The sequence below is a fragment of the Ruegeria marina genome (assembly GCF_900101475.1).
In the GTDB taxonomy this organism is placed as follows: Bacteria; Pseudomonadota; Alphaproteobacteria; order Rhodobacterales; family Rhodobacteraceae; genus Ruegeria_B; species Ruegeria_B marina.
In genome coordinates, this window is sequence record NZ_FMZV01000011.1 from 83091 (window position 1) to 99326 (window position 16236).

Sequence of the window (16236 nt, forward strand, 5' to 3'; positions counted from 1 at the left end):
CCGCAACCCGAACTCATGGAGCTTCCAATGAAGACACTGACTGCAACCCTCGGCCTCCTTGCCTTCACGACCGTGCCGGCCCTCGCTCAGATGACTCACGGGATGAATCATTCCAACATGCCGATGTCGTCCGAACAGATGGAGGGCGCCGTCCATGCGAAGGCCATCGTCAATTCGATCGGTGACGGCACGGCGAATGTGAGCCATGACCCGATCCCGGAGATCGGCTGGCCTGCGATGACGATGGATCTGCCGCTTCTCGAGAACGCCGAAATGATGGGGGAGATTTCCGCGGGCGACGAGGTTACGCTCATGCTCGTAAAGGGACCGGACGGCATGTATGCAATTGGCGCGATGATGCTAAACTGAGTCTAACGGGAGGCGACCGGAGCATTGCTCCGGTCGCCTCCAAGATCAAAAAGGGACCAAGGCATGAAGCGAATGCGCCAGTTTTCTTCTTTTTTTTCAGCAGTTTTTCTCGCTGCAATGCCGCTTTTGGCGCACTCTGACAAGGAGTCGACCATTCCGGCAGACGGCGCCATTCTGGAGAGAGCGCCGACGCATATCGAAATGACTTTCGACAGTCCGATGCGGCTTACGATGGTCCGACTTACGGACGCGGAGGGGGGCGATATCGAACTGCAACGCTCGGATGGCATGGCGCCCGTGACGCAATTCCAGGCGGTTCCCGCGACGCTTCTTCCCGGGGCTTACACCGTCGAGTGGCGCGGTCTATCCGGAGACGGCCACCCGATGCAGGGCAGTTTTTCTTTCGAGATCGCGAACTGATCCGGCATGATTGCCGCGCTCGCCTCCGCCGATGCAGTCACCTGGATCTCCATCCTGGTGAAGACGCTGGCCTACACCGCGACGCTGGTCGCGGCCGGAAGCGTCATGGTAATGATTTGGCTTCGTGAACTCACCGAGGATGCGCGCGGCGCGCTTCGCCGGATCGCGGTGATCGGCGCGCTGGCAGCGGCTGTGCTGAGCGTGCTGCGCCTACCGGTTCGCGCCAGTTTCCTGATGGGTGGTTCGATCGACGGTGCCTTCGATCCGATGATGCTGGGGATTGTGGTCGATAGCCCCCTGGGCACGAGTGTGGCCGTCCGTCTGATCGGACTTGCGCTCATACTGACCATTCTCCTGCCCGTGCGGGGTGCCAGGTGGATCGCGCTTGCCGGAGCGCTCATGACCTGCACATCGTTTGCGCTGCGCGGTCATGCGCTTGGCGACCCGCGCCTGCTGCTCGGCGCGCTGGTGACGGTTCATCTCGCGGGCCTCGCCTTCTGGCTCGGTGCCTTCGCGCCGTTGTCGCGCGCCACCCGCCGAGAGTCCCCGGCGAAAGCTGGGGCGCTCGCGTATGAATTCGGAACGAAGGCCTTCTGGGTCGTCGCTGCGCTGGTCGCGGCCGGTGCTGTCACGCTCGTGCTACTCGTTTCGGCGACACTCGAGGCTCTTTCTGCGCCTTATGGGCAGGCGTTCCTGATCAAGCTGGCGCTCTTCGTCGGCGTGCTCGGTCTGGCTGCGCTGAACAAGGTGCGGCTGACGCCGGACCTGCAGGCGGCGGTACCCGGCGCCGCGCAACGCCTCCGCAGGTCCATCGCCGTGGAAAGCGCGCTTGTACTGGCCATTCTCGCGACGACCGCTGCCCTCACCACGGTGACGTCGCCTCCTTCCGAACAGACCAAGAGCGCATCACCGAAACCAACGTCGGTGCAATCCGCCGCACACGTAACTGGAAAGTTCCAATGGCGATCTTGAACCGCCGCCAGTTCAATGAATCGCTGCTCGGCTCCGTGGCAGTCTCGGCATCCCGCGGGCGTTCAACTCGGCAGCCATGGCGCCATATGTGACATGACCTTCACTGCGGGTATCTTCAATCACCGGCGCAAGTTCCTACGCAAAGGCGCTCGCGTTCTCCTGCACCGCCGCCCGCAGGGGTGATCCGCCTTTCCCCGCCTGCTTGAGCGCTGCCGCCCCATTCGCCTGCGTGACCGCGATCCTGGCTGGTACGCCGAAGGTCCAACTGGTCGAGTCGTCCAAGCCGAAGAAGATCAAAGGCATCACGCCGGAGGCGATGGCGCGCAGGGAGCAGGAACTGGCTCGCCTTCAGGAGGGCATCGTCCCGATCCAGGACACCTACGGTCAGGACCATCTGAATCTGACGGTGATCAAGGGCTATGTCGGCAAGCTGCTCGGGAACGCCCGGGTCGTGCGCTACCTGGCGCTGAACCATCCGGAGTTCCTCGGCGCGTTCCAGACCATCACCGAGATCACGCCGGCCGAGGCCGCCGAGGCCGAGTAGCGGCTCGTACGTCCCGGACGGATAAGCGCGGGGACCGCGGGAGACGCCGGACTGTGGGCCGGATCAAGCGCGGCGGTGGGGATTGCGGCGAACCCGCTCGGAGCCCACGAGGCCGGCTTGAGTTTTCGCCGGCCGCGCGGCCGCCCTTGCGGCTGCGTTCAATTCGGGGCCTGCCGGAGATCGGGCCAGTCCGGCACGCCTGACCTCCACTCTGCGCATGCTCGTCGTTTGGTCGACAGTCAACGACCATAATTTACCGTAGCAGGTCCAGGGCGGTCCCACCTGAACGGAGAAGCGTGGAAAAGACAACCTTTCAGGTTTCCCGGACATCCACTGTCACATCCAAGGAAAGCACGTCGGTGGTTCTGCCGTGGAAACTGCCCATCACGGGTGAGACCTGCTCGATGCGCCTGGCGACGGCGACGGGAATGAGATTCGTGGAGCCGACCGATCTGTTGGTGGGGTCGAACGGGATCCAGCCCGCTCCGGGAACGAACACTTCGACCCAGGCGTGTGTGGAGCCGGCATCCGCCGATCCGACCTGCTCTCCGGAGGAGTCGAACAGGTATCCGGAGACAAGCCTGGCCCCGAAGCCAAGTGTCCGGGTGGCCTCGGCGAACAGCACCGCGAAGTCCCGGCAGGATCCCCATCCCCTGTCCAGGGTCTCCAGCGGTCCCTGCGTGCCCTCCGTCTCACGGGTCTGGTAGGAAATCCTTGCAGTGATGCCGTTGCTGATGTCCTTCAGCAGCGAAAGCGTGTCCGTCGGCCGCGCCATGACAAACCCCTCGACCCACCCCCGCAGCCGCCCGGTGTCATCGGCATATTGCGGCATGGCCAGGGCGCCGAGATCGGTCCAGTCGTCGGGTGCATAAACGAAGGGATACGAGGCCGCGTTGGCCGCGATGGGGAAGACGGGCCAGACCGGCGCGCACAGATCCACCTGCGCACGCGACCGGATCGAAAGCGCTTCCGTCATCGCGTCGAACTGCGCCGTTGCGACGGCGTTACCGGCAACATCGTGAGACCAGTCGATGCGGGCTGCGGGACTGATCTCCAGATCGAAGGACGTCAGGCTGAGATCCCGGGTCTCCCGCGGACGCAGCATCAGCCGATGCGGCCCGAGTGATACTGCAGTGCGATACCGATAGCTTGTCGTGTGCGTGAGGGTGACCGATGGCATCGGCGAGGCCTACGACATTCGACCGCCGGAACGCCGGCGCCCATGTCCGCCACCCTCGGAGATCGCCGCTCGCCAGACGGAAGAAGCCTTGCAGCGCGAACATATTCGCTCGCCGAACCCCTCGCTCCAGAAGGGCGACCTGCATCTCAGGCAGACGCGTTCGGCGGCAATGTCGGCCGCTGCCCTTACAATCTGGATTTCCGCGTCCTCTGATTTCATCGTCACTTGCGCTCCTCACGCTTCCGCAGCCGCTCCATGTCTCCAATGGCCCGCCTGATCAGTTTTTGAATGCGTTCATCGTGGGCCGCCGGTGTTGCCGAATACCGTTCGAGAAGGAACCGCCACTTCTCCATCACCTCGACCCATGTTCGCGCCGGTTCCGCCAACATCTGGTCTTCGAGACTACCGAGGTGCGGTTGTGCCGAGCGTACCCAAGACGGGGCGTCGCTCGCAGGTCGCCGCCGCATTTCCGTCTCATGTCGGCCGGCCTCTGTCCTGCGACCGTCAAGATCGATCGGGTTATCCGTCACAGCAATGCTCCCAAAAAGCCCCACCATGGCTCGCTTGCGGTCGGACGTGGTACCGTACAACGGGCCCTCGCAAGTCATTCTCCGATGCCCGGGCGCGCGCTTCCGACGCGCGGTCCGGTATCGTCTGTCTCGGTCCCTTTGCGTGGCACGGAAGCGTTGCGCGTTTCCCGTGCGCCTTTCTGGCTGGCTCGGGGCCGAACGGAATAGAGGTCTCGGAGCTCGGACTCACCCACCCCGTCTGCCTGCATGACAAGACGGATCATCGGGTCGGCCAGCATCTCCTCGAGGAAGTAGTCCGTCAGTGCTTTGCCGGTAAGCTTGTCTTTGGCCGCTGCATTCTCCAGCTCGGCGAGCGGCACGGTGAGCGTTCGGTCGAGCCCGGGGTGCGAGGCGCGTGGATGAAGGTGCACGAGGACGGACGACGTCCAGGTGCCCGGTTCGATCCAGTCCACTGGCTCGAGCAGCTGGGTCTCGATCACGTATTCGCCGGGCGGCAGGGTCTCGTTGAAACTCGGAAGCTCAAACGGTTTGAGAAATACGGCGGTGGTCTTGATCAAAGTGGTCATCTCAATGCTCCTGGATGGTTTCATACTGCGAAGTCCCCGACAGACAGGCGGACCAACCATCCCGCCGCTGAGCCGAGGAAGGGCAGACCGACAAGAACCGGCGTTGACACGCCTCTGCCTAATCTCAAGAACCGGACCGCGCCTCGGCGGGATCGCCCTTGGCATCCCATGTCCAGACGTCGAATTGTGTCAGTGTATTCGGCCCGAATGTCTGCGTCAGAGGCACATCGGCGGCGTCCCGACCGCGCCCGATCAGAATCCGCCCCATGCGCGGGCCGTTGTTTCTTGGGTCGAAGACCCACCAGCGGCCGCCCAGAAAGACTTCCATCCAGGCCGCGAAATCGTCAGGCGGATGGGGCTTTGGTTGACCAAATTCGCTCAGGTAGCCGGTGCAGTAGCGGGCCGGGATGTTCATGCAGCGGCAGAGGGCGATGGCGAGATGGGCGAAATCCCGGCAGACGCCCTGCCGTCCGGCCAGCGTTTCGGACGCCGTGCGGGTCGGGCTCGCCTGCATATAGTCGAACGAAACGGCAGAGTGCACGAAGTCGCATATCGCCTGGACGCGCGCCCAGCCCGGCGACGTGGTCTCGAAAAGGCGCCAGGCCTCCTCGGACAGAAGATCGGTATCGCAGTAACGACTGCCGAGAAGATAGACCAAGGTTTCGAAGGGCAGGTCCTGAACGGCGTGTTGCTCGGCCTCTGGCGCTGTCGGATCCGGCAGTCCGGTGTCGCGGAAGATCCCGTCGGTGGACAGGATGAAATCCCCCGACGGGGCCACCATCCGAGTGCACCAGTTGCCGAACCCGTCGCGATAGCTTTCCAGCGGCACGCTCGGCTGCGTCACGAGATAGTCGGCGCGCTCGAGATCGCCGAACCGCGAATAGTGCACGTTCAGCATGGCAATGAGCGGCGTCGGCTGGGTCAGCCGGTAACGCAGGCGACAGCCTATCCGCATCCGTATGCCGTCCGTCTCGGCCGGGCGCGATCTGGGGGCATCATCGTCCAAGAAGACACTCCCCGTCAGAAAGCTGAAAGCTACGGTCGCAACGCCAGCGGTTTCCGGATCGATCGAGATGGGCATTTGCGGGCAGGTCGATCGCGACGCAGGTGTCGTCCACTGCCTCGAAACCCCGTTCGCAACGCCATCCCGGACCGTAGGCATCCTGGTCCAGAAAGGCGTTCGCCGGAAGCGCCACGGGATCACAGCGGCCTTCGATCTCGAAGAAGCCCCTCTCGCAGGCCCATTCGGCACCATAGTCCGCATTGGTGAGATAGCCGTTTTCGGGAACCGCAATCGGAACGCAAGCATCGGTCAAGGCCGTGAAGCCGCGTTCGCATTCCCAGCCGGAACCGGACGGATCGTTGGTAAGATAGGCGTTTTCCGGAAGGACAATCGGAACGCAGGTCTTTCGATCCTGCCGATATCCGCGATCACATTGCCAGTCATAGCCCAATGATTGAAGGAAGGCATTCTCAGGCACGGGGATTGCCTCGCAGGACGCGCCCCCCACTTCTTCATAGCCACGGTTGCACGCCCAGCCCGAGCCATAAGACCGGCCAGTTGCATAGGCGTTGTCGGGGATGTCGATGGCAACACACTTTTCGCTATCAACGCGGTAGCCAAGCGTGCAGTCCCAGCCACCGCCATAGCTCCGCGCCTCTGCATTTTCCGGCATTGGCCCGGTACCGTCCTGCGCGAGAACCGGAAACGCCAGAAAGGCGATCAAGCCGACCATGCCGAAGACGGCAAGGCGGTGGTCTCGGCTCAGGGATTTCGGGCCTGTCCAGGAGATGAAGCCGTTCATCCTTGATCCTCCGCGATTTCCGGGCGCTCGGGTATGGCATCGACATCGAGCGATGTCAGACAGGCCTGCGCAATGTCACGGTCTGGCGCCTTGGCGCCGGGCACCGTCGCCCAGCCCGCGTCCATCAGGGCATCTCGACGCTGGTACGTCGATGCGTCCCGAATCGTCGCAAGCTTTGCGGTGCGGTCGCGGTCGGACCGGGCCATGTCGAGGCAGACCGGCACCATGGCCGCGACGACATCGTTTTGGGACATCGCCATTGCCCTGTCTTGTGCTGTTCCGCCCGTCACCCAGCCGCCCCAGGTGAAGCCGACGATGCCGACGATGCCGACGACGGCGGCGCCGATCGCGACGCCATAGATGCCGGGTTTGATCCATTCGGGAGTGTTCATGGTGTATCCTCCTGCGGAGAAAGCGCCGCCTCGCTGTGAAAGCATTTCCGGTCCGCAGTCAGCTGCCGGTCCAGCGCCTTCTTCCGCATCAGGCCGAAGTCGCCCGAGGAGCGCCGTCAAGCGGCGATCCGTTCCGGGCGTCGTGAAGACCGCCGGCGCGGCCGCCGCCCTTTCGTCGCTTTCCGAGCGTCTCCGATCCCTTCCCAGGCCAGGCCTCCGGCGACATCCACAGGCATGCCGAGCACCTTTTCGATGGCCCTGAGTTCCGACATTTCGTCGGCGGCGCAGAACGCCACCGCGCGTCCGTCATGCCCGGCACGGGCGGTGCGCCCGATCCGGTGAACGTAGTTTTCTGGTACGTTCGGCAGATCGAAATTGTAGACATGGCCCACGCCGGGAATGTCGATCCCGCGTGCTGCAACATCGGTCGCGACGAGCACCCGCACCGATCCGTCCCTGAAAGCGGCGATGGCCCGGTCCCGTTGTCCCTGGCTCTTGTTGCCGTGGATCGATGTGGCCGCGAAACCGGCACGGTCAAGCTGCTTCATGAGCCGCTCGGCACCGTGCTTGGTCCGGGAAAAAACCAGTGTGCGATCATCCCGGTGCCTGTCCAGCAACTCGATCAAAAGCTCCTGCTTCCGGTCCTTGGCAACGAAATGCACCGAATGGGTGACCTTGTCGGCAACCTTGCCCGGCGGGGAAACTTCGACGCGCACGGGATCCGTCAGGTAGTCACGGGAAAGCTCGGCCATCGCTTTCGGCATCGTGGCCGAGAACATCATGGTCTGACGGTCGCGGTTCAGCTTCGGCTCGATGCGGCGCAGCGCATGGATGAAGCCGATATCGAGCATCTGGTCGGCTTCGTCGAGAACCAGAAATCGTGTCCGGCCGAGGTCGATGGCCCGGCGATCCATCAGGTCGATCAATCGGCCCGGCGTCGCCACGAGGATATCTGTGCCGCGCGCAAGCTTCTCGGCCTGCACGTGGATCGACTTGCCGCCGACGACAAGCGTGATGCGCAGATCGGCCGTCATCCCCTGAAGGCTCTGGACGATCTGGCCGGCCAGTTCCCGCGTGGGCGCAAGCACCAAACCGCGGGCCGAATGCGGCGCGGGCCGCTCCTGCCTTTTCGACAGCGACACGACCAGCGGGATGCCGAAGGCGGCGGTCTTGCCGGTCCCGGTCTGGGCGATGCCCAAAATGTCACGGCCGTGCAGCGCCTGCGGGATGGCCTCTTGCTGAATGGGGGTGGGTTTCGTCAGCCCCAGGGCGTCGAGCCGCGAGACCATGCGGGCATTGAGCCCGAGTTCGTTGAAAGTCATGTCAATCCTTGACCGGACCTTTCGTCCGGCGTCACCGACGAACGCAAATGCGCGCAGTCGGTCGGGGTGCACCCGCGACGAACACTCCGGCACCGCATTGTGTCCGGAGCCGCCTTGGGCGGCGTCCCCCCTTCGTGATGTGGGAAAACGATGCGTCACGACCGGGGGCGGGAGTGAACCCACCTGCTCACGCGGCAGAGCGATAACACCAAATACAGATGGGGGCGCGTCCGGCACATGTCAATGAGGCGCTGTGAGCAACTGCACCCGAAGGGCCAATTTGGCAATCTGGCGCGACAACCCTTGTAAGTCGAGTCCAGAAGGCGCATGTCTGGCCAGTCATCGTTGTTCGCTTCGAAACCGCTGCTTCCGTTCATCCGGCTCTCAGTTGATCGATTCAGTCTGACTTTGCCGGGCTGCCGCATGTTGTGGGCAGCACATGAACAGGAGACCACGGATATGGCCAATGGCACCGTGAAGTTTTTCAATACCCAAAAAGGCTTCGGCTTCATCGAGACGGATACGGGCGGCAAGGACGTCTTCGTCCACATCTCCGCCGTCGAACGCGCCGGCCTGACCGGCCTTTCGGACGCGCAGAAGGTGACGTTCGATGTGGAAACTGGCCGCGATGGCCGCGAAAGCGCGACCAATCTCGTACTCGCCTGACCGCGCCGCGCGGGCGCTCCCCACGGAGCGCCCGATCACCGTGACCGATCCCCGTTCCAATGCCGAACATCCGGCCAATGCCCGAGATTGGTCGCGGGTCCTTACCCGTTACCGTGCGCCGGACCCTGCGCGCAGCGTCCTGGAATTGATCGTCACGCTTGCGCCCTTCCTGGCGACATGGGCCGTAGCCTGGTGGCTGCTCTCCTACAGCACAGCCCTCGCGATGTTGTTTGCGCTGGGCAATGCGGCGTTTCTCGTGCGCCTGTTCATGATCCAGCATGATTGCGGCCACGGATCGTTCTTCCGCAGCAAGCGGCTGTGCAACTGGCTTGGTCGCGCGATTGGCGTGGTAACGCTGACGCCATACGATGTCTGGCGCGAGACGCACGCCATCCACCACGCCACCACCGGTAACCTTGACCGGCGCGGGATCGGCGACATGCCCACCCTGACGGTCGCCGAGTATCGCGCGAAGGGGCCTGTGGGGCGGGGACTCTATCGCCTTGTCCGGCACCCGCTGTTCCTCTTCGGCGTCGTGCCCTTCTACAGCTTCTTCCTTCAGAACCGGCTTCCTGTCGGTCTGATGCGGTCGGGATGGAGATACTGGCTGAGCGCCATGGCGACGAACGCCGCAATTGCCGCGGTTCTGACCGCGCTGGTCTGGTTCGGCGGATGGAACGTGGTGCTCTTCATCTTCTTTCCGACGATGCTCCTGGCGGCAAGCACGGGGATGTGGTTCTTTTACGTCCAGCACCAGTTCGAGCACACCAGCTGGAAAAGCGAAGCGGACTGGGATGTCCAAGACGCGGCGCTGGAGGGCAGTTCCCACTACGATCTTCCGCCGATCCTGCGCTGGATCACGGGAAATATCGGCGTCCACCACGTCCACCACCTGGCAAGCCGGATCCCGTTCTATCGCCTGCCCGAAGTGCTTCGTGACCATGACGCGCTTGCGAATTCCAACCGGGTCACCTTGCGGGAAAGCCTGGGCTGCGTGCGCCTTGCTCTATGGGATGAATCCGCGGGGCGGCTCGTGACGTTCGCCGAGGCGCGGGGGCTGCCGACTTGATCCGGAGTCGCACCCATTTCGCCAATCACCATTTTCGGAGACCGGCTCTGTTGCGCAAATCCTGTGAGGGATCGCTCCAACGCTTCCAGCGGTTGTAGAGCGTCTTCGTCGGGCCATATTCCCTCGGTGCATCGCACCATCGCAAGCCATTGCGATTGATGAAAATTATTCCACTCAGAACGCACCGGTCATCAACGCGAGGCTTCCCGTGCGACTTCGGGAAGAAGGGCTTCAGACGCTCCATCTGCGCCTCGCTCAGCCAAAAAAGGTTGCTTATCGTTCAGGTCTCCTTGCGGACCCTGAATCACGGCAGATTACCAAAATCAGTGGGTCTGGAGCCTAGATGGCCGCAGAAGAGTCGATGCCGGCTTGACAGCGTCAATCCAAAGGCACGCCTATGCTTCAGCCTCTCACGCCAGATCGTCCAGCAGCGCCCGCGCCTCGCCGAGGTCGACCGTGTCGAATCCTTCGGTGAACCAGTCGCAGACCGGCGCCAGCACCGCCTGTGCCCCCTCCCGGTCGCCGCGCTCGCCGATCAGCCGGGCGAGATCGCGCGCCGCTCGCAGCTCCTGCAGCCGGATGCCCCGCCCGGCCGCGAACGCCATCGCCTCGCGCAACAGCGCCTCTGCCCTGCCATCGGCTGCGCCGTCGCGCGCCAGCACGAGCCCAGCCTCGGTGCGCAGGATCTCCGACCACCACGCCCGCTCGTCCTCCATGTCGGCAAACCGCCGGGCATCGGCGATTGCCGCCAGCCCGTCGCCGTGCTGCCCCAGCGCCAGATGGGCCTCGGCCGCAAAGCTCAGATGCATCGGCAGGAACAGGCACGGCCGGTCGCTGCGCCGCCGCCGCCCGACCAGGCGCTCGATGGTGTCGATCGCCGCCTCAGCCTCGCCACGGTCGAGCCCGATACGGGCCCGGAAAATCATCGACATCGCGCCGATCGCTCGCAGGTCGTACTCGTCAGCGATCGCGCTGGCCGTCGCCGCGTGCCGCTCGGCCGCCTCGAACCGGCGCAAAGCGAGGTGCGACATCGCCGCGAAGGCATGGCCGAAAGCCTCCGACGCCGGGTGGCTCAGGCTGGCATTGAAGCTCTCGTTTTCGGCGATCTGCCGCTTCGAGCGGTCGGCGAAGCCGAGATTAGCCGAGCACCAAGCGATGTAGTTCCCTGCACAGCAGCCCGGATCGTGCCAGCCGAATTCGTAGGCCTGCGCGTGGTGCCGGCGGTTGTCATAGGCCGCCCAGCCGGTCTCGGCGAACGTCAGCGCATTCTCGAAATCGCCGACCAGTCCGCGATAGCTCCATTGCGCATGCCGTGCCTGGTAGATCAGGTCCTCATCACCATCGGTGTTGGCGAGACTCCAGATTTCGTCGGCATGGCCGCAGGCCTCGCGCCAGCGCCCCATGTTCTCGTAGATGTGGAAGAGGCCCCAGCCGGTCCGGACCGAATCGGCGCTGCTGTCGACCTCGTGACTGAGCCGGCTCGCGCGCAGCAGGTTCTCCTCGACAATCGGTGCGGCGATCCCTTCGAGCATCATCTGCGGCATGCTCAGGCCGCGGCGCAGCCTCAGCTCTAGCGCGTCGCGTTCGGCGCCCGGTTCGACTCCGTCGAGCGCGCTCAGCCCGCTGCGGAAATGCGCCGCCGCCTCCTTCAGCGCGAAGACCCGCGCTGCCTGCTCGCCTGCGGCGCACCACTCCCCGGCTGCCTCGGCCTGACGCTCGGCCCGGCTCAGATGCATCGCCCGGTCGGCCAGCGCGGTCTGCCGGCCCTCGCCGGCCTCGACCGCCAGTGCGTCGGCGATCCGCCCGTGCAGATGGCGCCGCCGCTCGCGCAGCAGGCTGTCATAGGCGGTGTCCTGGATCAGCGCGTGCTTGAAGGTATAACGCGCCTCGGTCCCACTGCCGTACCGGAAAACCAACTCCGACTCGGCCAGCCGGTCGAGCGCTGCGTCGAGGTCGAACCCGCTGCCTTCGCAGACCCGTGCCATCAACCGATGCCCGAACTCGCGCCCGATCGCCGAGGCAACCTGGGCCGCCTCCTTCGCCTCAGTCCCCAGTCGGTCCAGCCGGGCGATCAGCGAGGCCTGCAGAGTTGCCGGGATGTCAAGATCATCGAGCCCTGCGCCGCGCTCGGCCACTGTTTTCGTCAGCTCTTCGATGAACAGCGGCACCCCGTCGGCCCGCTCGACGATGCGGGCGACGAACTCGTCCGGCAGCGCCGGCCCGGCGATCTCGCGGACGATGTCGCCACCCTGCCGGCGGCCCAGCCGGTTCAGCGTCAGCATGGTCGCGTGCGGCAGGGTGACGAAGCCCGCCTGCCATTCCGGCCGGTGCGTCACCACCATCAGCACGGCCGCACCGGCGATCTTTGGCGCCACCGTTTCGAGGAACTCCTCAGTCGTCGGATCGATCCAGTGCGCGTCCTCGAACAGGAACAGCACCGGCTGCAGGCCCGCCAGGTCCATCAGTTCACCCGTCACCGCCTCGTGGATGCGCGCCTTGCGCTGCTGCGGCGTCATCTCGCCCTCGCCATAGCTTGCCGCATGGGCGAGCGACATGAGGTCGGCGAAGGCCGCGAAGCGCTCGGGCCGGCCGATCAGCCGCTCGAGCTTGTCGAGCCGCGCCGCCTCGCCGTCGCCGGCCTCGAACCCGGCGGCGTGCTCGACCTGGCGGATCAGCGGGTAGAGCGCGGTCGTCGCGTGATAGGCCGAGCACTGGTAACGCAGCCGGATCGCCTCGCCCTCGGCGACCCGTTCGCCGAGCGCCTGCATCAGTCGCGACTTGCCGATGCCGGGCTCGCCCGAGATCACGACGATCTGGCCCTCGCCACCGGCCGCCAGCCGCCAGCGGTCGGTCAGCATAGCAAGCTCGCTGTCACGGCCGACCAGCCGGGGGAGCTGGGCGCCGTGCGTCGCCTCGAACCGGCTCACCGCTTCGCCCTCGCCGACAAGCCGCCAGACTGCCACCGGCTCGGCGAAGCCCTTGAGCGTGTGCGGCCCCAGGCTCTCGGTGCGGAAAATGCCGCCAATCAGCCGGTGCGTCGCCGCGGCGATGACCACCTCGCCGGGCCCGGCCAGTGCCTGCAGCCGCGCCGCCAGGTTGGGCGTCGCCCCGGCGACCGCGTCGACATCGCGCGCGTCGTCGCCCTCGGTCTCGCCGACCACGACCAGCCCGGTGGCGATGCCGATCCGCGCCGCCAGCGCCGCGCCGTCGTCGTGCCTCAGGCCCGCGACCGCGGCGATAGCGTCGAGCGCGGCCCGCACCGCCCGCTCGGCCTGGTCCTCGAAGGCGCGCGGCCAGCCGAAATAGACCAGCACCCCGTCGCCGAGGAACTTGGCGACATGCCCACCATAGCGCGCGACCGAGCCCGTCACCGTGTCCTGGTAGCGCCGCATCACCAGCCGCAGGTCCTCGGGGTCGAGCTTCTCGGACAGCGCGGTCGAGCCGACGAGGTCGCAGAACATCACCGTGAGCTGACGCCGCTCGGCGGCAGGACCGGGGGCGGCTGCCTCGCTCGGGGCCGCCGGCGCGTCGTTCGCGCCGAGCATGGCGATCGCCTGCAGCACCCGTCGCCGCGGGCCGATCGGCAGGCTCATCTCTCTAAGATCGTCCTCGGTCAGATGCGCAAGATCGCCGAACACGATCTCGTTCTCGGCAAAGGCGTCCGCGTACTTGCCGAGATCGAGCGCGTCGAGCCAGTCACGTAACCGGTCCGCCATAGCGGTCCCTCCCCGCTGGCATGGTAGAGTAAATCGGCGGATGAAGATATCGCCTGCCTTCCGCCCCGTACAACTCGCCGAAAAGAAAGCATACGAAGAACATGTCGTCCGTGAACCGATGGAGGTCGCCGCCGCCACCGCAAATGTCGACTGGTTCTCACCGATCTACGCGGCGCTCTCGCCAATGTCAGCATCGGGCGTTACGGTGCGGCGGAACGGTACGTCCAGCAGGCCCTCGCCATCCGTCCCAAATTAGGGTCAGGATGCATTGATTTCGGTCGCACGGCGTGATTCACGGCTCAGAAAATGGAGCGGTGACATGAGCGACCTTTACTGGCTGACTGACGAGCAGATGGCCAAGCTCGCCCCTTTCTTCCCGAAGTCTCACGGCAAGCCGCGGGTTGATGACAGGCTGGTTCTGAGTGGGATTATCTTCATCAATCGCAATGGGTTGCGCTGGCGGGACGCGCCTGCCGCCTATGGTCCGCACAAGACGCTCTACAGCCGGTGGAAACGTTGGAGCGAGAAAGGAATTCCTCGATGTGATCTGCCATGCGCACGGCGTCCATCTCGGCCGCAAGGATCGTCCCCGACCGCCGTGAGATAGAATAGGGCACGCCCGCTATGCAGAGACCGGGCACTCGGGTTACGCCTCCGGTCTCGACAGGCGCGCCGCGATCATTGAGCGCCCCCGGCACGCGCAGGAAATGGTAGTCGCCGCGGACACCGGTGCACCAGACAATCGCTCCGAAGCCCTGGGACAGATCGAGCTCCCGTATCGGCACCGACGGCAGTACCGGCTCAACTGTTTCGGCCGGGTCCGGTTGCGCTGGTGGAGCCTTGACGCCATTTGCCGCGAGCCAGGCGTCGATCCGCGCCTTGAGGTCCGAGGCCGTCCTGTCGCCATGGCGGATGTTTTCCCGCACGCCGTCATCGAACCGCGCGATCTCTCCCTCGATCCCTTGGAGACGCCCGAGCAGCACAACGCCGAGGGCGCTGAGGGACTGCAGGCTGATCGTATGGTCCGCACCGACAAGGCCGCGAGTCGCAATAGGCCCGGCTTGCAGCAGTTCTGTCCTGGGAATGTCGAGGATTCCTGTATCGACCATCCACGCCAAGACGTGGCGCCCGCGGTATTGCTTCACCAGGCGCGCCACCCGGCTGGTCGAGAGATAGACCGTCCGGCCGCCGAGGGCGAGGTCCTCGGCAATCTGTCCGCCGGACTGGGCGCATCCGACGACGAGCACCGCACCCTCCGGCAGCGACTGGGGGTCTCGGTAGGTCGTCGTGTCGAACTGCGCCACGCCGGCCGAAACCTCCGAAGCGAAAGGCGGGATGACGGCCACGTTCTGGTCCCCTGTTGCTACGACCACGCTTCGGGCGACGAGAACCTCGCTGTCCACCTCCAGCCGGAAGCCCGTTTCGTGCGGCTCAACGCTGTGAACCGTCCGTCCACACTGAACCGGAAGCTCCTTGCGTCGGACATATCTCTCCAGCATCTCGATGAACTCGGAGATCTGCATCGCACCGTCGGGATCGTCGCTGGTGTCGACGTCGCCCGGCATTACCGTCTGGTACCTAGGTGTATTGAGAAGGAAGGACGCCCAGCGCTGCGTTCGCCAGGTCTCGCCGATACGCGCGCGCTCGAACAGGACATGGTCGATGCCGCGAGCCTTCAATTCCGCGCTTACGGAAAGGCCTGCCCAGCCCGCACCAATGATGACGCAATCGAGCGGCACGCTGACCATTTCATGCCCCACTAGTTTGGCGGAAAAATACTTCAGAAACGCAAAAAACTGAACTGATCTTGGTCCGGTCTTTTGCCAAACGTCACTTTGGACCGATTTTTGGGCTTGGAGCGAGCGCCGATACCGTCAGCCCTTGTCTTCGAAGACCGCTTCGGGCTCTCCTTAGACATCTGAGCGTTTCGGTCAGATGTCCGCAAAGCAGCGCTCAGTAGCCATTCGAGACGACGGGACCGCTCGGCGACGTCCGCTTTTGTGCCTGAACGACCGTTCCTATCAGCACCGGTCATTCACCACTGCTACTTCTGACGTCTCACATGCGAACGAAGCCGCCTATCACTGCAGGGCGGCACTCAGGCGCCAGTTGAACGACCGCTCCGCAGACGGAACGGCCATCGTCCGAAAACCGGATCGCCTGCCGATCCCTGTCACGGTAGATCCAAACTGTGCTAGTCTGTTTCCCGGTTGGGATGTCTTGGGGGATATCGTGATGACAAGCAGCTACAAGGGAAAGTGTTTCTGCGGCGCGGTGGAGTTCGAGGTGACAGGAACACCGCAGGTCATGGGTTTTTGTCATTGCAACGATTGCAGGGAATGGATGGGCGCGCCGGTGAATGCCTTCAGTCTCTGGGTGCCGGAAGCTGTCCGGATCACGACTGGAGAGGACTATGTCACGAGTTATTCTCGAAGCGAACACAGCATCCGGAAATCATGTTCGGTTTGCGGTGGATCAATCATGACCGATCACCCCACGTTTCAATTGATCGACGTCTATCCGGCGCTTTTGCGCGACTTCGCGTATCAGCCGTCGATGCATGTCCACTATGGATCAAGGATGATCCCGATACGTGATGGTCTGCCCAAGTTCAGGGATCTACCGGCAGAGATTGGCGGATCCGGAGAAATGCTGCCCGAGTAGTCCTGCCTGACCTCGCCGGCA

Annotated in this window: 16 protein-coding genes and 2 pseudogenes; 8 read left to right on the forward strand and 10 right to left on the reverse strand. The window is 64.4% G+C overall.

The genetic code is table 11. The annotated features are described in order from the left end of the window. Nucleotides 1-27: 27 nt before the first annotated feature. The 4 genes from BLT75_RS15295 (at nucleotide 28) to BLT75_RS15310 (ending at nucleotide 2305) form a co-directional block, all read left to right on the forward strand. Entirely contained in the window at nucleotides 28-369 is a 342-nt protein-coding gene (locus tag BLT75_RS15295; RefSeq protein WP_093033526.1) for a copper-binding protein, read from the forward strand. A gap of 63 nt (nucleotides 370-432) precedes the next feature. Then, on the forward strand, nucleotides 433-789 hold the full coding sequence (locus BLT75_RS15300; protein WP_093033529.1) for a copper resistance CopC family protein: 357 nt from the start codon (nucleotides 433-435) through the stop codon (nucleotides 787-789). Between the two features lie 6 nt (nucleotides 790-795). Further along, a complete protein-coding gene (locus tag BLT75_RS15305; protein ID WP_093033532.1) occupies nucleotides 796-1761 on the forward strand; it encodes a CopD family protein in 966 nt (321 codons plus the stop codon). A gap of 229 nt (nucleotides 1762-1990) precedes the next feature. Beyond that, nucleotides 1991-2305 (forward strand): plasmid partitioning protein RepB C-terminal domain-containing protein, encoded by a 315-nt coding sequence (locus BLT75_RS15310; RefSeq protein ID WP_245706546.1) that lies wholly within the window; start codon nucleotides 1991-1993, stop codon nucleotides 2303-2305. Between the two features lie 313 nt (nucleotides 2306-2618). Here the strand turns inward: BLT75_RS15310 and BLT75_RS15315 are convergent, their stop codons facing one another. The 7 genes from BLT75_RS15315 to BLT75_RS15345 all read right to left on the reverse strand — a co-directional run bounded on the left by BLT75_RS15315 (nucleotide 2619) and on the right by BLT75_RS15345 (nucleotide 8100). Then, nucleotides 2619-3485 carry a transglutaminase family protein gene (locus tag BLT75_RS15315; RefSeq protein WP_093033535.1) on the reverse strand — a complete coding sequence of 289 codons (867 nt, stop codon included), beginning with the start codon at nucleotides 3483-3485 and terminating at the stop codon, nucleotides 2619-2621. A gap of 221 nt (nucleotides 3486-3706) precedes the next feature. Next, a complete protein-coding gene (locus BLT75_RS15320; RefSeq protein ID WP_143028574.1) occupies nucleotides 3707-4075 on the reverse strand; it encodes a hypothetical protein in 369 nt (122 codons plus the stop codon). 14 nt (nucleotides 4076-4089) lie between these two features. Further along, complete coding sequence (locus BLT75_RS15325; RefSeq protein WP_176828063.1) at nucleotides 4090-4581, reverse strand: hypothetical protein; 492 nt, start codon at nucleotides 4579-4581, stop codon at nucleotides 4090-4092. A 124-nt stretch (nucleotides 4582-4705) separates the two neighbouring features. Further along, nucleotides 4706-5542 (reverse strand): transglutaminase-like domain-containing protein, encoded by an 837-nt coding sequence (locus BLT75_RS15330; protein WP_093033745.1) that lies wholly within the window; start codon nucleotides 5540-5542, stop codon nucleotides 4706-4708. 34 nt (nucleotides 5543-5576) lie between these two features. Then, nucleotides 5577-6386 carry a hypothetical protein gene (locus BLT75_RS15335; RefSeq protein ID WP_093033542.1) on the reverse strand — a complete coding sequence of 270 codons (810 nt, stop codon included), beginning with the start codon at nucleotides 6384-6386 and terminating at the stop codon, nucleotides 5577-5579. After that, nucleotides 6383-6778 (reverse strand): hypothetical protein, encoded by a 396-nt coding sequence (locus BLT75_RS15340; protein WP_093033546.1) that lies wholly within the window; start codon nucleotides 6776-6778, stop codon nucleotides 6383-6385. The genes BLT75_RS15335 and BLT75_RS15340 overlap by 4 nt, the downstream gene beginning before the upstream one ends. A 116-nt stretch (nucleotides 6779-6894) precedes the next feature. Continuing rightward, complete coding sequence (locus BLT75_RS15345) at nucleotides 6895-8100, reverse strand: DEAD/DEAH box helicase (protein WP_093033549.1); 1206 nt, start codon at nucleotides 8098-8100, stop codon at nucleotides 6895-6897. Between the two features lie 459 nt (nucleotides 8101-8559). Here BLT75_RS15345 and BLT75_RS15350 point away from each other — a divergent pair, with 459 nt between their 5' ends. Both BLT75_RS15350 and BLT75_RS15355 read left to right on the forward strand, forming a co-directional pair. Further along, a complete protein-coding gene (locus BLT75_RS15350; protein ID WP_093033748.1) occupies nucleotides 8560-8766 on the forward strand; it encodes a cold-shock protein in 207 nt (68 codons plus the stop codon). Continuing rightward, a complete protein-coding gene (locus BLT75_RS15355) occupies nucleotides 8711-9835 on the forward strand; it encodes a fatty acid desaturase (protein WP_245706547.1) in 1125 nt (374 codons plus the stop codon). Before BLT75_RS15350 ends, BLT75_RS15355 begins: the two co-directional genes overlap by 56 nt. 37 nt (nucleotides 9836-9872) lie before the next feature. On the opposite strand, the pseudogene BLT75_RS15360 reads toward BLT75_RS15355, so the two are convergent. Both BLT75_RS15360 and BLT75_RS15365 read right to left on the reverse strand, forming a co-directional pair. Further along, nucleotides 9873-10112: pseudogene (locus BLT75_RS15360) on the reverse strand (transposase); the annotation flags it as partial. A 133-nt stretch (nucleotides 10113-10245) separates the two neighbouring features. Beyond that, nucleotides 10246-13551 (reverse strand): AAA family ATPase, encoded by a 3306-nt coding sequence (locus BLT75_RS15365; RefSeq protein ID WP_093033552.1) that lies wholly within the window; start codon nucleotides 13549-13551, stop codon nucleotides 10246-10248. Between the two features lie 319 nt (nucleotides 13552-13870). On the opposite strand from BLT75_RS15365, the pseudogene BLT75_RS15370 reads away from it, so the two are divergent. After that, a pseudogene (locus BLT75_RS15370) lies at nucleotides 13871-14086 on the forward strand (transposase); the annotation flags it as partial. Here the strand turns inward: BLT75_RS15370 and BLT75_RS15375 are convergent. Beyond that, nucleotides 13989-15299, reverse strand: coding sequence for a flavin-containing monooxygenase (locus BLT75_RS15375; RefSeq protein ID WP_093033555.1), 1311 nt, complete (start codon nucleotides 15297-15299; stop codon nucleotides 13989-13991). The pseudogene BLT75_RS15370 and the gene BLT75_RS15375 overlap by 98 nt on opposite strands. A 361-nt stretch (nucleotides 15300-15660) precedes the next feature. Here BLT75_RS15375 and BLT75_RS15380 point away from each other — a divergent pair, with 361 nt between their 5' ends. Beyond that, nucleotides 15661-16215, forward strand: coding sequence for a GFA family protein (locus tag BLT75_RS15380; protein WP_218128937.1), 555 nt, complete (start codon nucleotides 15661-15663; stop codon nucleotides 16213-16215). Nucleotides 16216-16236: the final 21 nt, after the last annotated feature.

Bases quoted from the DNA above. Each gene is read 5' to 3' on its own strand.
- BLT75_RS15295 (WP_093033526.1), top strand. From the start codon at position 28: ATGAAGACACTGACTGCAACCCTCGGCCTCCTTGCCTTCACGACCGTG.
- BLT75_RS15300 (WP_093033529.1), top strand. From the start codon at position 433: ATGAAGCGAATGCGCCAGTTTTCTTCTTTTTTTTCAGCAGTTTTTCTC.
- BLT75_RS15305 (WP_093033532.1), top strand. From the start codon at position 796: ATGATTGCCGCGCTCGCCTCCGCCGATGCAGTCACCTGGATCTCCATC.
- BLT75_RS15315 (WP_093033535.1), bottom strand. From the start codon at position 3,485: ATGCCATCGGTCACCCTCACGCACACGACAAGCTATCGGTATCGCACT.
- BLT75_RS15325 (WP_176828063.1), bottom strand. From the start codon at position 4,581: ATGACCACTTTGATCAAGACCACCGCCGTATTTCTCAAACCGTTTGAG.
- BLT75_RS15335 (WP_093033542.1), bottom strand. From the start codon at position 6,386: ATGAACGGCTTCATCTCCTGGACAGGCCCGAAATCCCTGAGCCGAGAC.
- BLT75_RS15340 (WP_093033546.1), bottom strand. From the start codon at position 6,778: ATGAACACTCCCGAATGGATCAAACCCGGCATCTATGGCGTCGCGATC.
- BLT75_RS15345 (WP_093033549.1), bottom strand. From the start codon at position 8,100: ATGACTTTCAACGAACTCGGGCTCAATGCCCGCATGGTCTCGCGGCTC.
- BLT75_RS15350 (WP_093033748.1), top strand. From the start codon at position 8,560: ATGGCCAATGGCACCGTGAAGTTTTTCAATACCCAAAAAGGCTTCGGC.
- BLT75_RS15355 (WP_245706547.1), top strand. From the start codon at position 8,711: ATGTGGAAACTGGCCGCGATGGCCGCGAAAGCGCGACCAATCTCGTAC.
- BLT75_RS15365 (WP_093033552.1), bottom strand. From the start codon at position 13,551: ATGGCGGACCGGTTACGTGACTGGCTCGACGCGCTCGATCTCGGCAAG.
- BLT75_RS15375 (WP_093033555.1), bottom strand. From the start codon at position 15,299: ATGGTCAGCGTGCCGCTCGATTGCGTCATCATTGGTGCGGGCTGGGCA.